The sequence below is a fragment of the Streptomyces solicavernae genome (assembly GCF_029968095.1).
In the GTDB taxonomy this organism is placed as follows: domain Bacteria; phylum Actinomycetota; class Actinomycetes; order Streptomycetales; family Streptomycetaceae; genus Streptomyces; species Streptomyces solicavernae.
Map to the genome: position 1 here is coordinate 106,918 of NZ_JASCIR010000001.1, position 14,184 is coordinate 121,101.

15 protein-coding genes are annotated in these 14,184 nt (G+C 72.4%); 3 read left to right on the forward strand and 12 right to left on the reverse strand.

The annotated features are described in order from the left end of the window. Nucleotides 1-177: 177 nt before the first annotated feature. From QIS99_RS00505 to QIS99_RS00515, 3 genes are all read right to left on the reverse strand, one after another. Complete coding sequence (locus QIS99_RS00505) at nt 178-921, reverse strand: cation transporter (protein WP_282509865.1); 744 nt, start codon at nt 919-921, stop codon at nt 178-180. Between the two features lie 5 nt (nt 922-926). Further along, the gene (locus tag QIS99_RS00510; protein WP_282509220.1) at nt 927-1,265 is read right to left on the reverse strand and encodes an ArsR/SmtB family transcription factor; all 339 of its coding nucleotides are present in this window, start codon (nt 1,263-1,265) and stop codon (nt 927-929) included. 207 nt (nt 1,266-1,472) lie between these two features. Continuing rightward, nucleotides 1,473-2,054 carry a TetR/AcrR family transcriptional regulator gene (locus QIS99_RS00515; protein ID WP_282509222.1) on the reverse strand — a complete coding sequence of 194 codons (582 nt, stop codon included), beginning with the start codon at nt 2,052-2,054 and terminating at the stop codon, nt 1,473-1,475. A 516-nt stretch (nt 2,055-2,570) separates the two neighbouring features. Between QIS99_RS00515 and QIS99_RS00520 the strand changes: the two genes are divergently transcribed. Further along, the gene (locus QIS99_RS00520; RefSeq protein ID WP_282509867.1) at nt 2,571-3,674 is read left to right on the forward strand and encodes an agmatine deiminase family protein; all 1,104 of its coding nucleotides are present in this window, start codon (nt 2,571-2,573) and stop codon (nt 3,672-3,674) included. A gap of 79 nt (nt 3,675-3,753) precedes the next feature. Here QIS99_RS00520 and QIS99_RS00525 read toward each other — a convergent pair whose 3' ends face one another. After that, nucleotides 3,754-4,158 carry a hypothetical protein gene (locus tag QIS99_RS00525; RefSeq protein WP_282509224.1) on the reverse strand — a complete coding sequence of 135 codons (405 nt, stop codon included), beginning with the start codon at nt 4,156-4,158 and terminating at the stop codon, nt 3,754-3,756. 294 nt (nt 4,159-4,452) lie between these two features. Between QIS99_RS00525 and QIS99_RS00530 the strand changes: the two genes are divergently transcribed. Continuing rightward, nucleotides 4,453-5,448, forward strand: coding sequence for a sigma-70 family RNA polymerase sigma factor (locus QIS99_RS00530; protein WP_408909465.1), 996 nt, complete (start codon nt 4,453-4,455; stop codon nt 5,446-5,448). Between the two features lie 67 nt (nt 5,449-5,515). On the opposite strand, the gene crcB is transcribed toward QIS99_RS00530, so the two are convergent. The 5 genes from crcB to QIS99_RS00555 form a co-directional block, all read right to left on the reverse strand. Beyond that, the gene (crcB, locus tag QIS99_RS00535) at nt 5,516-5,890 is read right to left on the reverse strand and encodes a fluoride efflux transporter CrcB (protein ID WP_282509228.1); all 375 of its coding nucleotides are present in this window, start codon (nt 5,888-5,890) and stop codon (nt 5,516-5,518) included. 75 nt (nt 5,891-5,965) lie between these two features. Beyond that, complete coding sequence (locus QIS99_RS00540) at nt 5,966-6,166, reverse strand: DUF190 domain-containing protein (protein ID WP_282509868.1); 201 nt, start codon at nt 6,164-6,166, stop codon at nt 5,966-5,968. A gap of 129 nt (nt 6,167-6,295) precedes the next feature. Beyond that, nucleotides 6,296-6,778, reverse strand: a complete 483-nt coding sequence (locus QIS99_RS00545; protein WP_282509230.1) for a fluoride efflux transporter FluC — start codon at nt 6,776-6,778, stop codon at nt 6,296-6,298. 9 nt (nt 6,779-6,787) lie between these two features. Further along, a complete protein-coding gene (locus QIS99_RS00550) occupies nt 6,788-7,342 on the reverse strand; it encodes an ABA4-like family protein (protein ID WP_282509232.1) in 555 nt (184 codons plus the stop codon). Further along, nucleotides 7,339-8,304, reverse strand: coding sequence for a hypothetical protein (locus QIS99_RS00555; protein ID WP_282509870.1), 966 nt, complete (start codon nt 8,302-8,304; stop codon nt 7,339-7,341). The genes QIS99_RS00550 and QIS99_RS00555 overlap by 4 nt, the downstream gene beginning before the upstream one ends. 345 nt (nt 8,305-8,649) lie before the next feature. Here QIS99_RS00555 and QIS99_RS00560 point away from each other — a divergent pair, with 345 nt between their 5' ends. Then, nucleotides 8,650-9,378, forward strand: a complete 729-nt coding sequence (locus QIS99_RS00560; RefSeq protein ID WP_282509234.1) for a MerR family transcriptional regulator — start codon at nt 8,650-8,652, stop codon at nt 9,376-9,378. 70 nt (nt 9,379-9,448) lie between these two features. Here the strand turns inward: QIS99_RS00560 and QIS99_RS00565 are convergent, their stop codons facing one another. The 3 genes from QIS99_RS00565 to QIS99_RS00575 form a co-directional block, all read right to left on the reverse strand. Then, a complete protein-coding gene (locus QIS99_RS00565) occupies nt 9,449-13,000 on the reverse strand; it encodes an ATP-binding protein (protein WP_282509236.1) in 3,552 nt (1,183 codons plus the stop codon). Between the two features lie 123 nt (nt 13,001-13,123). Further along, entirely contained in the window at nt 13,124-13,522 is a 399-nt protein-coding gene (locus tag QIS99_RS00570) for a hypothetical protein (RefSeq protein ID WP_282509238.1), read from the reverse strand. A 131-nt stretch (nt 13,523-13,653) separates the two neighbouring features. Next, on the reverse strand, nt 13,654-14,142 hold the full coding sequence (locus tag QIS99_RS00575) for an SH3 domain-containing protein (protein ID WP_282509240.1): 489 nt from the start codon (nt 14,140-14,142) through the stop codon (nt 13,654-13,656). Between the last annotated feature and the right edge of the window lie 42 nt (nt 14,143-14,184).

A 14,184-nucleotide genomic window follows, 5' to 3' on the forward strand; every position in this document is an offset into this window, starting at 1 on the left:
GCCCGCCCCGGCCTCTCGGCGCGCAGGTCGCGGATCACGGATCACGGATCACGGATCACGGATCACGGATCACGGATCACGGATCACGGATCAGGCGGGCCTGAATCACGGACCGGATCCCGAAGGCGGTCACGGCCCAGCCGGTGAACAGGGCCAGGGCCGCCCACGCCCACCCGGTCACGTCGCCGTGTCCTTCGTACCGGTGCAGCAGGTGTCGCCGGAGCTGCCGCAAGCACTGCTCTTCTCGCCGGCCCCCGGCGCGGTGAAGGTCGGCGCGGGCCCGCAGGCGCAGCCCTTGCCCTGCCAGGCGTCGATGCCCTCCTTCACGGCGACGGCCGCGATCACCAGGGCGGCCATCGGGTCGGCCCAGGACCAGCCGAGGGTCGCGTTGAGGACCAGGCCGACCAGCAGCACCGCGGACAGGTACGTGCACAGCAGCGTCTGCCTGGAGTCGGCGACCGCGGAGGCCGAGCCGAGTTCGCGGCCGGCGCGGCGCTGGGCCGCGGACAGGAACGGCATGACCGCCAGCGACAGTGCGGCGATGAGGATGCCGGGAACCGACCGCTCCGCCTCGCCGGTTCCGATGAGGGCGCGTACGGCATCGGCTGAGACGTAGGCGGCGAGCGCGAAGAAGGAGACGGCGATGATCCGCAGCGTCGTCTTCTCCCGCGCCTCGCGTACGGCGTGGTCGCGAGCGGAGAACTGCCAGGCGACCGCCGCGGCGGAGGACACCTCGATCACCGAGTCCAGGCCGAAGCCGATCAGCGCGGTCGAGGACGCGACGGTACCGGCGGTGATCGCGACCATCGCCTCGACCACGTTGTAGGCGATGGTCGCGGCGACGAGGAACCGTATCCGCCGCGCGAGCGCATCCCGTCGGGCGAGCGCATCCCGTCGGGCGGGCGACGGGCCGAGCGACATGACGGTCACGGGCAGCAGCCCTCCGTCTCCGCGTCCACGCACGTCCGGTCGGCCTCCACCGCGAGGACCGCCGAACGCAGGTCCCCGAGGGCGTGCCCGAGTCGGGCGTCGGCGAGCTCGTAGCGGGTGCGGCGGCCGTCGGGGATCGCGACGACCAGGCCGCAATCCCTCAGGCATGCAAGGTGGTTGGAGAGCCTGGTCCTGGAGATCCCGAGCGCGTCGGCGAAGTCGGACGGATAGCCCGGCCCCTGCTGCAGTTCGAGCAGGATGCGGCAGCGGATCGGGTCGGCGAGGGCGCGGCCGAAGCGCGCCAGAGCCTCGATGTCGGTCGCGAGAGTCAGCACGCCCTTACAGTACAGAGAATCCTGGATTCAGAACATCCTGTACTCTGCCGCAGCACCGCCCCTCCCCCTGCGCGACATCGCCCTGCGCGCCGTGAGCATGGACGACTCGGGGCGCAAGCAGCCGCAAGACCGAGGCACCCGGTCCGCCGACGGCGCGAGAGGCCCGCGGACAGCGGAAGACCGGGCGAGACCGGGCGAGACCGGGCGCTACTTGCCCTGCAGCCGGGCCAGTTCGGCGTCGATCGCGCCGAGCAGCAGGTCGCGCGCGTGGCCGAGTTCAAGGCCGCCGCTCAGCCAGCGCATGCTGAGGCCTTCGAGGAGGGCGGTCAGCCGCTCGCCGGCCGCGGCGAGCGCGGGCGCGGGGGCCATCGGCGTGACGCGTCCGAGCAGGGCCGCCACCTCCTGCGCCCACACCAACGTCGCCCTCGCGAGGTCCTCCCGCAGCACCTCGTCGAACACGGCGCTGGCCCGGAGTTCACCCCAGGCGGCGCTGTTCTCCCTGACCTCCGGGGCGTCCTGCAGTTCGAGGAGGAGGACCTCCTCCAGTTCCGCCCGCGGGGCGAGTGGTGCGGCGTCCGCCATGTGGCTCGTGGTGTAGCGCTCGGCACGGTCGTTGATGAACTCAAGGGTGTGGCGCAGGATCCCGGTGCGGTCCTTGAAGTGGTAGTAGATCAAGCCGGTCGAGACGCCTGCCTCGGTGGCGAGTTCTTCGACGCGCAGACCACGGACGCCGCGGCGGGCGACGAGCCGTGCGGCCGCTTCCAGGATCTGAGTTGTGCGAGACGCCATGGATCCGAACCTTACCGGGCCGTCATCAGCTCGGGACCCGTCACCTGTCGCTGTCCTGCGTGGACAGCGGCGAGCGCATACTAACTGAAACTTCAGTCAATGTGAGCGATACGGGGAACGGCCGGCGTGCGAGCCGAAGCCCAGGCGACTTGGGCTGGCGCACGCGGAGACACCCTCGCCGCACCTACAGGCCGAGCCACCACCCCACTCTTTGACTGAATTTTCAGTTTGTGTCAGAGTCGAGGCGGAGTCAGAGCGGCCTGCGGCTCTGTCCGCGCCGCGCCCTTCGCGTGTTCACGCCCGTCCGCACCGGCACAGCGAGCGCCTGCTCACCGGGCTCCTGCTCCTGGGGCGTCTCTCCGTGCCGACGGATAGCTTGATCCCCATCACGATGATCGGAGTTCACTCGTGTCTCTCCCCTCCCTCCCGTCCTTCCCCTCCCTCCCGTCCTTCCCCTCCCTCCCCCACCGCCCTTCCCGCCCTTCCCGCCGCTCGGCACTCCGGACCCTCGCCGGGATCGGCGCAGTGGTCCTGGGCGCCTCGGCATGCGGCCCGGGCGACCTCACGGGCGCGGCGAGCACCGCCGACGACGCGGACACGGCGGCCGAGGGGCTGCGCATGGGGGCCGAGTGGGAGAGCCACGCGCGCACGTTCATGTCGTGGCCCGCCCTGGAGTCGGTGTGGGCGGAGGACCTCCCGTACGTCCGCCGGGACATCGCGCGGATCGCCCGCGCCATCGCGGAGTACGAGTACGTGGTGATGATGGCCAGGCCCGACCAGCAGAAGGCCGCGCAGAAGGCGTGCGGGCGCGGCGTCGAGGTCATCCCGCTGGCCGTCGACGACCTGTGGGCCCGCGACACCGTGCCGGTGTTCGTGGAGGACGGCGGCGACGTCGTCGGCGTCGACTTCAACTTCAACGGCTGGGGCAACAAGCAGGAGCACACCAACGACGCCCGGGTGGGCCGCACCCTCCTGGCCGAGTACGACATCCCCCGCCGTGAGGCGCCCCTGGTCGCCGAGGGCGGTTCCTTCGAGACCGACGGCGAGGGCACCCTCCTCATCACCGAGAGCTCGATCGTCAACGACAACCGCAACCCCGGGAAGAGCCGGGACCAGATCGAGGACGAGCTCAAGCAGACCCTGGGCATCCAGAAGGTCATCTGGCTGAAGGGCGTGCGCGGGCAGGACATCACCGACGCCCACGTGGACAGCCTCGTCCGGTTCACCGAACCCGGTGTGGTGCTCCTGGACCGGGCGCACCCCGACACCCCCGCCGACTCCTGGTCCCGCGCGGCCGACCAGGCGAACGCCGTGCTGAGCAAGGCGACGGACGCCAAGGGGCGGCCCTTCGAGGTGATCGACCTGCCGCAGCCCGACCTGTACGAGATCACCGGCGAGGGCGACGACTTTGTATCCACGTACGCGAACTTCTACGTCGCCAACGACTCGGTGTTCATGCCCAAGTTCGGTGACCGGAAGGCCGACAAGCGCGCCCGGAGCATCCTTCAGGAGCACTTCCCCGACCGCGACATCGTGCAGATCCAGATCGACACGATCGCCTCCGGCGGCGGCGGAATCCACTGCTCCACCCACGACCAGCCCGGCAAGCCGGTCAACTGACCCGGCTGGGCCGTTCGGTGGGCGACAGGCCCTGGACACCCGCTGCCGATGACCTTCTCGTCGAGGCGGATGGGCTTCATCAGCTCTCGTACGGCGTGACGCGGCGGTACGCGGCGCGGGCCTGGAGGACCCTGGCCGTGGTCGTGCCGATGAGGGCCGCGGCGAGGAGGCAGGCGATCCATTCCGGGTCGCGGCCGCCGGCCCAGGAGATCTCGCCGGTGGGGTACGCGCCGAAGAAGTTCAGGAAACCCCAGCACAGGACGGCCGTGCCCGGCGCCGCCGCGAAGCTGCCGCGTACGCCGAGGAGCGCCGCGAGCAGGGAGAGGGCGGCGAGTGCGAGGCCCGTGCTGTCCAGGGCGCCGAGCAGGTCGAGTACGTGGACGAGGCCGAACGCGCCCGCGTAGGCCGCGGTCCAGATGAAGGGGGTGGCCCACGGCTGGGGGACCGCCCTGGCCCCGCGGGAGAGGGACCGCCACTCCACCATGCCGATTCCTCCCCCCCCTGGGCGCTCGCCCTCAGCGTACGGCTCGGGCAGAATCGCCGTCCGGGTCCAGGAGGTTCGCGGGGGCCCGGTGGCCGGAAAGGTCCGGAGCGGCGGAGGACGCGGTCGGGAGCTGCGGAGGGGGCGGTCCGGCTCGGTGGAGGGGCGGTCCGGCTCGGTGGAGGGGCGGTCCGGCTCGGTGGAGGGGCGGTGGGAGGCCTGGTGGGTGTGCGGGAGGACGTGCTGGTGCGGCGCTTCGAGGAGGAGCGGCCGCGGCTCAGGGCCGTCGCGTACCGGATGCTCGGTTCGCTCAGCGAGGCCGACGACGCCCTGCAGGAGACCTGGCTGCGGGTCGACCGGGCCGATGTGGACGCGGTACGCAACTTCGGCGGTTGGCTGACCACCGTCGTGTCCCGGGTGTGCCTCAACATGCTGCGGGCCCGGAAGTCGCGGCGTGAGGACTCGCTCGACGCCCAACTGCCCGCCGTGGCGCCGGTGCTCGCAGACGAGCGGGGCACGGGTCCGGAGGAGGAGGCGCTGCTCGCCGACTCGGTGGGGCACGCGCTGCTCGTCGTGCTCGACACGCTGCGCCCGGTCGAGCGGGTGGTGTTCGTGCTGCACGATCTGTTCGCCGTGCCGTTCGACGAGATCAGCGCTCTGGTCGAGCGATCGCCGGACGCGACACGGCAGTTGGCCAGCCGGGCTCGGCGGCGGGTGCGGGGCTCTCGCGATGCCGGTGCCGCCGGTGGGGCCGGTGCCGCCGGTGGGGCCGGTGCCGCCGGTGGGGCCGGTGGGGTCAGTGGGGCCAGTGGGGTCAGTGGGGTCAGTGGGGCCAGTGGGGTCAGTGGGGCCAGTGGTGCGGGTCGCAAGGAGGTTCGGCTGCGGGAGGTCGTGGAGGCGTTCCTCGCCGCCACGCGCCACGGCGACCTCGACTCGCTCGTCGCGCTGCTCCACCCGGACGTCGTCCTGCACGCCGACCCCGCCGTCGTACCGACGCCCGAACCCGTCGTCGTACGCGGCGCCCGCCGGGTGGCCGAGGGTGCGATGGCCGCGATGGGGCGGGCGCGGTTCACGGGCCCTGCGCTGATCGACGGAGCCGCCGGGCTCGTGATGCTGCACCGCGGGCGGCTGGCTGTCGCGTTGGTCTTCGGGCTGGGGACGGGAGAGCAGGGCGGCCAGGCCGGGCAGGTCGAACTCGTCGACCAGGCCGAACAGCGCATCGCCCGGATCGACGTGATCGCCGACCCGGATCGGCTCCGCGGGCTTCGGGTGGAGCTGCCGGATCCGCTGTGAGGGCTCGTACGGGGAACTCGTACTGGGAACTCGCACGGGCAACTCGTACTGGGAGTTCGTACGAGCGTCACGTCCACCACGCCTCCGCCAGCGCCACCCCCACGTACGCCGCGCCGAGGCCCACCACCACGCTCGCGAGCGCGTTCAGCCCGGCGAACAGGCGAGCCCCGGACTCCGCGAGGCGCAGGGTCTCGTACGAGAACGTCGAGTACGTGCTCAACGCCCCGCACAGCCCCGTGCCGAGCAGCAGATACAGCGGGGAGGACGCGGCCCCCGCGACCGTCGCGCCGGTGAGCAGGCCGAGGACGAGGCAGCCGGTGACGTTGACGGTGAACGTGCCCCACGGGAACACCGAGTCGTGGCGCGACTGGACCGCACGGTCCGTGAGGTAGCGCAGCGGTGCGCCGACGGCGGCGCCGCACAGCACGTACAGCCAGTTCATCGCTGGTTCATCGCCGGTTCATCGCTGGTCATCGCCGGTTCCTCCGGGGCGGCCGGGCCGCGCGCATCCCAGGCGTCATGCCTGGTCCCGGCCGACGTAGCGGATGACCTCGCAGTCGTCGAGGATCACCTCGATCCCCTTGAACACGCTGGCGCCCGCGAGGCCGGCCCGGTGGGCACGGTGCACGATCTCGCTGTAGAGCGGCTTGCGCTGCCAGGTGTCGCTCTCCCCGATGAAGATCGTCACGCATAGCGCGGTACCGGTGAGCCTCGTCATCGTCGTCATCGTCGTCATCGCCTCCGCTCTCGGGGCCGGGCACGGGTCGGCCGGTCGGTCCCTTCCGGTCATCGGGTCCTTCGGGTCCTTCGGGTCCGTCGGGTCATCGGGTCCTTCGGGTCCGTCGGGTCATCGGGTCTGTCGGGTCCGTCGCGTCCGTCGGACCCGTCGGGTCGTCGTCGCCGCGTTCAGGGCGCGGCGCGTGGTTCCCGCCGCCAGCCATACCGCGGCGAGGGCCCCGACCAGGGTCAGGGCGAGGTAACCCAGCGCCGAGCGGGCCTCCCGCAGGCCGTTCAGGCGCTCGATGTCCACGGCGTACGTCGAGAAGGTCGTGAAGCCGCCGAGCACGCCCGTGCCGAGGAACGGCCTGACCAGGCGGTGCCGCTGCCGACCCTCCGTGATCACCACCATGAGCACACCCATCGCGGCGCACCCGACGACGTTCACGCCTAGCGTCGTCCACGGGAATGCTCCGGTCCGCGTCGGCCAGAGCAGCGAGGCACCGTAGCGCGCCGCAGCCCCGAGCACCCCGCCCGCCGCGACGGCGGCCAGCGTCGGGCCCTGCCCCCGCAGCAGGGCGGGGGTGGCGGGGCGAGGTCCGGGTCCTCCCATGGGACCAGGCTAAATTCCGGTCCCCGGGGCGGCCGCTGCGGGCTGCGCACCTGTACCTGTACCTGTACCTGTACCTGTACCTGTACCTGTACCCGGCCCCGTACCTGGACCGGTACCTGGACTCGTACCGGCGCCCGTGCCCCGCGCTCCGGCCGTACGTATCGCCCGCAGCGGCAGGAACAGCAGCAGGCCGATTGGGGAGAGCAGGATCGTCAGTACGAGGAGGGGGCCCATCGCCCAGGCCGAGATGCCGAGTCGGCGAGCCTCGCGGTACATCCACTGGCCGAGCAGCAGGTCCCACGCGATGACCTGCGCCCAGATCGCACCCGCGCCGTCGGCGAGCGCGGTCAGCTCACGGAAGCCGTCCACGTCCGGACTGCTGACCGCCGCCCACAGCTCGGGCGCCACCGGCAGCGCGAGCGCCAGGTAGACGGTCAGTACGGGGACGACCGTCAGCGGGGACGCGGCCACCCGGTCGGTGAGCCGGGCGCCGGGCGCAAGGATCAGCAACAGCCATACAGGGGCGGCGAGCCAGAAGGTGAGCTCGAAGAGAAAGCCGGTCATGACGCCTCCGTCGTACGCGAGTCTGTCTGCGGGGTGGTCCGTGGCTCCCGTGGCTCTGGTCCTGCCTTGTCCTGCAGCACTGCCCGCTGGTCGGCCCGCGACTGGGACCGCAGGATCAGCCACACCCCCACCGCCGTCGCCGCCAGGATCAGGCCCGTCTCCGTCAGCGTCGTCGCGTCCGGGCTCAGCAGCGGCTGGCCGCGCAGGGCCTGCTGGACGAGGAGCGCGAAGACTGCCGCGTACGTGAGCGACGCCAGGCCGACCAGCCGTGACCGGACCCGCTCGCTCCGCAACCGGGGCACGCGCCGGGCGAGGAGCAGCAGGACGACCACGAGCAGCGGCAGCAGCTGTAGCGCGTGCATCCCGAAGAAGTGCGGAATGCGCAGGTCACCGCCGGTCGTGGACCAGCCGGTGAGCGGCATCGACGGCCCGCCGTCCGGCACGCCCACACTGTGCGCCCCGACCACGTCCGGCTCCCCGCTCCGCTGCCCCGGCGTCGGCTGCGTCATCACGTATCCGACGGCCGCCCCGGCGAGCGCGAGCGCGATCCCTGCCCGCATCGCCAGCGCCGCCGCCCGGTCCGCGATGCGGGCGCGCAGCAGCAGTACGGCGATCACCAGCGTCGCCGCCCACAGCACGACGATGGTCGCCCCCATCAGCGCGAACAGCGCCGCGTCGAACGGCGTCGCCACGTTGAAGTGGCTGCGTCTGCCGCGGACCACCTGACCCACGATGATCACCATCTCGGCCAGCCCCGACACGGCCACGGCCGCCCCCGCCCACCGGCCCACGCGCGCCGCCCTGCCGCCGGGCGGCAACTGCGCGAGCAGCCAGGCGAGGGACAGGCAGTACGCCACGAACGAGACCGCGAATTTGAACGGCTTGAACCAGATCGGCGAGCCGACGAGCACCCGGTCGTCCAGGACGATGCCCGCGGCGCAGACGACGGCCGTCACGGCCATCAGCCCCACAAACGCGAGCAACGGCCGATTCCACGCCGCCCGGCCGAGCGCTGGTGGGACCCCCGGCTGCACCCCGGGCTGCACCCCCGACTGCACCCCGGACTGCACCCCCGGCTGCCCCCTCACCGCCCGCCTCGCGCCCGAGTCGAACCTTGCCGTTAGGACCATGACCAATCCCCCTGAAGCAGTGAATGATGGATAGCGGTGGATGGATAGTGGCGCTATCCGCTATCTGATAGCGCCACTATCTATGATGGAGGAACGCTTGGCAAGGGCCGCCCGAGACGCGAGCCGAGGTGCAGCCCGAGCCGAGAGCCGACGAGTGGACCTTGGAGTGAACTGCCCGTGCGCATCGGCGAGTTGAGCCGCAGGACCGGAGTCCCGGTGCCGACGATCAAGTACTACGTACGCGAGGGACTCCTGCCGCCCGGCGAACTCAGCAGCCCCAACCAGGCCCGCTACGACGAGACCCACGAGCGTCGGCTCCGGCTGATCCGCGCACTCCTGGACGTCGGCGGCCTGAAGGTCGCAGCCATCGCGGAGGTGCTGCAGGCCGTCGAAGAGCCCGACCGCCCCCTGCACAAGATCCTCGGCACCGCGGCCGACCGGCTCGGGCCGCGGCACGGCGAAACCGAGGACGAGGCGCAGTCCGAAGCACGGGACACCGTGAGCGAGTTGATCGCGCGGCGCGGCTGGCGCGTCGACACGGACTACCCGGCCGCCGCCGACCTCGCCCACGCACTCGCCGCCCTCGACCGCCTCGGCCACGGAGCCTTCGCCGAACTCCTCGACGACTACGCCGACGCCGCCGAACAGGTCGCCCGCGCCGACCTCGACTACGTGGACCGCCGGGTCGCGGTCGAAGACCTGGTGGAGACTGCGGTCATCGGGACGGTGCTGGGCGAGGCCATGTTCAACGCGCTCCGCCGCCTCGCCCATGTGGACAGATCCGCAAGGCGGTTCGGCGCTCCGGAGCACGAGGCGGACGAACCTGAGGAAGCGGACCGGGCTGAGGGAACGGACGGGGCTGACGGGTCGGGCGGATCGGACGGGGCTGACGGGTCGGACGGGTAAGCCGGGTAAGCCGGGTAAGCCGGGTCGAACAGGCACCCCGGCCGTCCGCGCCCGCGCGTTCTCCTCGGCCTCACAGCCGCCAGTCCGGCACCCGGTCCCTCGGTCTGTAGGCGCACGTGGTGCCCGTCGAGACCGACTCCCTCAGGTGAGCCGCCAGTTCGGGGTGGCGGGTGTCCAGGCGGCGCAAGGTGTCCCTGATGCGGGCGGTCACCGTCTTACGGGCGCGCTCCGCCTCGTCGCCGAGCCGGCGGGTGCGGCCGCCGAGCCCCGCTGCGGCGCGGAGCTCGTCGAGGAGGGCCTTGCGCTCCCGGTCGTACTCCGCCGCGCGGTCCATGGCGCCCCTCGCCGCCGCGCGGTCTATCTCCTCGTCAAGGCGGTCCAGGCGCATTCGGTACTGCCGCTTCGCCTCCTCGTCCAGGACCGCGTCCCCGCCGAGACTCCGGGCGGCGACCACCTCGGCGCCGCCCTCGGGCGCGAGCAGGTGCACGGCCGGGATCTCGTCGCCCGGGCGGGACAGCAGCTGACGCAGGTCCCGCAGCCCCTTGGCGTCGGGCATGGGGGTCGTACGACCGGCGTACGTGAGCGTCCAGACGGTGCCGTCGAAGCGGAACTCGTGTACAGGGGTGGGGTGTTCGGGCTTGTCCGGGCCGCTTGCCGGCCCGCCGGTCTGCCCGCTTGCCGGCCCACTTGCCGGCCCACTTGCCGGCTCGCCGGTCAGCCCGCCGGTCGGGTACGCCGCGTCTGCGGTTTCGCGGGGGGTGGTCGGCGGCGCGAGGGCCCACCGAGGCACGGGTTCCGATACCGACGCCTGGCCCGGCGCCTGCCCCGACGCCTGACCCGACGCCTGTCCGAACACCTGCCGCGACTCCTGCCCCGACGCCCGCCCTCGTCCCGCTGTCCCGACTTCCTCCCGCAACCGGGTCGTGCGGCGCAGCACCTGCCGCATGCCGAGCTCCTCCGCGTCCCGTACGACCTCGGCGAGGAGCCGTGACGCGTCCTCGCCGCGGGCCGCGCGGACCTCCGCGAGGTGGGCGCGGGCCAGCACCGACCAAGGCCTGGCCGCGAGGAGTTCCGCCGAACGGTACGCCCTGGCGAAGCCGTCCTCCGCCTCCTCCAGACGGCCCGACGCGGCGTCGCACAGGGCGATCCAGTGCACGACGGGACCACTGATGTCCCAGCCGAACATCGACACCGCCCACTGCCCCGCGTACGGCACGAGCGCCGCGCGGGCCGCCGCGCACAGCGCCCGGTCACCGGAGGCCGCCGCGGCCTGCGCCTGGAACCGTAGACGCAACGGCAGGAAACCCCGGTCGATGTCGGCCGTCCGCGGGTGAAGCTCCCCACCCGGCTCCCCGCCCGGTCCCGCGTCCGGTCCCGTCCCCGGCCCCTGCCCGGGCCCCGTCCGAGCGAGCAGCTGCCGCGCGTACGCCTCCGCCGACTCCAACTCGCCCGGCGACACGCCTTCTTCGTCGGCTCGCTCCACCGCCGTGATTCCCGCGAGCAGGCGCGCGCAGGGGTGGCCGCGCTCCAGGCTGCGCAACACCACATCGACCCCCTCGTACCGCCCCTGCAGCAGCGCCAGCGTCCAGCGGTGGTGTTCGAGGAGCGGGAAGAAGTGCGCATGGGGTTCGGTCCTGCTCGCGTACCCGAAGGCCTCCGTGAGGAAGCTCTCGGCCTGCGCGAAGCGCCCGCCGAGGGCGCACACAATGGACTGGTCGATGGCCTTGCCCACGCCCATGCGGGGCAGTCCGTACTGTTCGGCGTGCGCCACGTACGCGTGGTACTCGTCCAGGTAGCGCGGGTCGCCCAGCTCGATGCGGGCCACCCAGTGCAGCGCGCGGGCGAAGTGCTCGCCCTCCGGGTCGCCCGAGCGCTGCGCGATGACGGTCAACTCCTCTACCAGCGCGACCCGTTCCGCCGCCGTCCCCGGACCCCAGATCGCGTGGTGACGGGCCCACAGGCTGAAGCCGAGCGCCTCGTCGTCCGCGTGCCGGCGAGCCAGGACGGCGCTGCGGACGCTGAGCTCCTGGGCCAGCTCACTCGCCGTTCGGCCCTTGATCTGCTCGGAGACGCGCTCGCCCCCGCCGACCAGTGCGTGATGCGCCTCGCGCAGCAGCTCGTCCGCCTCGCTCGGGTCCTGGGAGCCGAACAGGCCGGGCAGCCGCCTGCTGTAGAACGTGAGCGCCACGCGCGCGAGGAGCGTCGGATCGTCTAGAGAGCGGGCCAGGTCCAGGGCCTCGTCGAAGGCGCGCCGGCACTCGTCCTCGTCATCCGCGTGGTGCAGGAACTCGCCGAGCGCCAGCGTCACCAGAACCCGCCGGCCCTGGTCCGCGAGGCCGACGGCACGCTCCGCGGCCCGCCGCTGATGCACCAGCTGCTCCTCAAGGGCGAGCCGCGCCCCGGCGTCGTGCGCGGCCTCCTGCAGCAGCCGCACCGCCGTCTCGGGCGACACGGCGTCCCCCGCGGCGTACGCATGCCGGGCGCGGTCCGCCGGGAACACCTTCGCCGCCAGGTCGGGCGCCTGCTCCAGGGCGTCGACGACGGCGGCGTGCCGCGCGCGGGCCTCCTCCGGGGCCAGGTCCTCCTGGAGCGTCTCCCGTACGAGATCGTGGGCGAAGGCGAAGCGGCCGTTGCCGAGGACCGTCATCAGGCGGGCCGTGACCGCCTGATCGAGAAGGCGGTCGACGTGCGCCACCGGCGCGCCGGCGACCGCCGCGAGGACCTGGCGGTGAAACTCCCGGCCCAGCACGGCGCCCGTCGTCAACAGCTCCTTGACCGAAGCGGGCAGCAGGTCGAGGCGGTGCCGCACCGCCTCGCGCACGCCGGGTGCGACCGCGCCGAGCGTGCCGCCCACCGCCCACAGGCGGGCCGACTGCTCCACGAAGAACGGGTTGCCGCCCGTGAAGCGGTGCAGCTCGGTCAGGGTCGGTTCGTCCGGCTCACGGCCCGCCGTGCGCGCCACCAGAGCGCCGGTCTCCGCGCGCGTCAGGCCCGCGAGGCTCAGCGTCGTGGCCTTCGCGACCAGGGGGAGGATCTGGCTGCGCAGCGGGTGGTCCTCGGCGTCCACCTCCGCGTCCCGGTACGTCCCCACGAGCAGCAGGCGCTCGAACCAGGCGTGCCCTGCGGCGAATTCGAGCAGCTTCAAGGAGGCCGTGTCCGCCCAGTGGAGATCGTCGAGGACCACCACCACCGGCTGATCCTGGGAGACGGTGACCAGGGCCGTCGTCACCGCGTCGTAGAGGTGGAAGGCCGCCGTCGGGTCGTCGGCGCCCGGCACCGGTGACTCGCCGAGCAGGGCACCGAGCCGCCACGAGGTCTCCGGGCCGACCCTCTCCTGCGCCGCGGCGAACCGTTCCTCACCCACGGCGCGCCGCAGCGCGCGGACTACCTGCACCCACGGCCAGTACCCGGGCGCGCTGTCCGAGGCCCAGCAGGCGCCCGTCAGCACCAGGGCGCCGCTGTCCCGCGCCTCGTGTGCGGCCTGAGTGACGAGGGTCGTCTTGCCGATTCCGGGCTCGCCCGTGACCAGCACGAGCCCACCGTGGCTGTGCACAGCGCGCTCCACCTCGGCGCGCAGTACGCTCGCCGGGTGGTCGCGTCCGATGAGAGCGGCTGGGTTCATGCCTCGAACCATAGGCGCCGCCACCGACAGCCGTCGGGGCCTGTGGATAACTTCGGCGCCGTGCGGGCGCACGACGCCGGAAGCCCCCTCGGAGTGGTCAACTCCGCTTCGGTGGAGAGGTGTTCAGACGTGGCGTCCCTCGGCGTCCTCGGTCGTGTAGTAGCGGTAGAACATCCCGCCCGCGACCGCCGCGCCCACGATGGCCGCGTTCCCGACGGACCTCAGGATGCTGGCGTCGGTCAGGCTGTAGAGGAATCCGAAGGCGATGCCGGCGAACGCGCCCCAGGCCAGGGCGCGCAGCTCGCGCGGCAGGCGCGCGGACATCTGCCGCAGGCCGAAGTAGACGGCCCCGAAGACGACTCCGGCGACGATGCCGTACAGGACGTTGCCCGCTGTGATGGGGCCGCCGTCACGGTGGTTCGCCGCGGTCCACAGGCCGTAGACGACGGCGAGCAGCGGGGTCAGCCAGGCCGTCGATCCGGTGGGGCGGGCGCGTACTGGTGCTGGTGCGGCGTGTGCCATGAGGTCGTCCTCTCGTCCTCGCAGTCACTCCCCTGCACTTCAAGGGCACACCCGGTCAGGGCGCCCGGCAAGTCGGGCGCCCTGACCGCTCTGTGGTGACGGCAGGCGTCCTGGCACTGGCCGTCGGGCCATCACTGGTACGGGTCGTTCCGGTGCTCGTTCCGGTGCTCGTTCCACTGGTCCCGGTCCCGGTCCCGGTCGTGGTTCCCCTGGTCACGATCACGGTTCTGGTCGTGCCGACTCCACGGGTCCTGGCCCTGGTGGTGGTTCCGACCCTTGTCGTCGCACATCGGGGCTTGTCGTTCCGGTTTCATGTACGCGCCGCTCGCCCAGCCGCCGGCTCCGCTCAGCCAGTACCAGTACGGGTTGCCGTTCACCTGGCTGCCGAGCGTGGCGCACTGGATGCGCTCACGTGCTCCCGGCGGCAGTGAACCGACCTTCGCGGAGCCGGGGTTGGGGTCCGCACGCAGGTTGATGTCGCCGTGCGAGACGACGACGCCCCAGACGGAACCGTCGTTGTCGGCCATCGCCGGCGCCGCTGAGGCGAAGCTCGCCGCGATGAGGGTGCCGCTCGCGACGGCGGTGGCGGCGAACGTGCGCAAGGACTTGGTCGTACGCATGGAGCGACCTCCTCGAACCCCCTTCCCCACACTCCAGGAAAC